This window comes from Microbacterium sp. KNMS (assembly GCF_053851835.1).
This window is the reverse complement of record NZ_JBSQBP010000107.1, coordinates 1-273: the sequence shown is the minus strand read 5'-3', so window position 1 is coordinate 273 and position 273 is coordinate 1. Positions and strand designations below refer to the sequence as shown.

The window sequence follows — 273 nt, the reverse complement described above, 5'->3', positions numbered from 1 at the left end:
CTTCCGTCCCAGCCGTGCCAGGTGCTGCCTCAGATTCAGGTTATGCCGCTCAATTCGCTGCGTATATCGCTTGCTGATTACGTGCAGCTTTCCCTTCAGGCGGGATTCATACAGCGGCCAGCCATCCGTCATCCATATCACCACGTCAAAGGGTGACAGCAGGCTCATAAGACGCCCCAGCGTCGCCATAGTGCGTTCACCGAATACGTGCGCAAACCGTCTTCCGGAGCCTGTCATACGCGTAAAACAGCCAGCGCTGGCGCGATTTAGCCC

Annotated in this window: 1 pseudogene; it reads right to left on the bottom strand. The window is 57.5% G+C overall.

The annotated features are described in order from the left end of the window. A pseudogene (locus tag ACWXWW_RS18025) lies at nucleotides 1-273 on the bottom strand (IS1 family transposase); the annotation flags it as partial.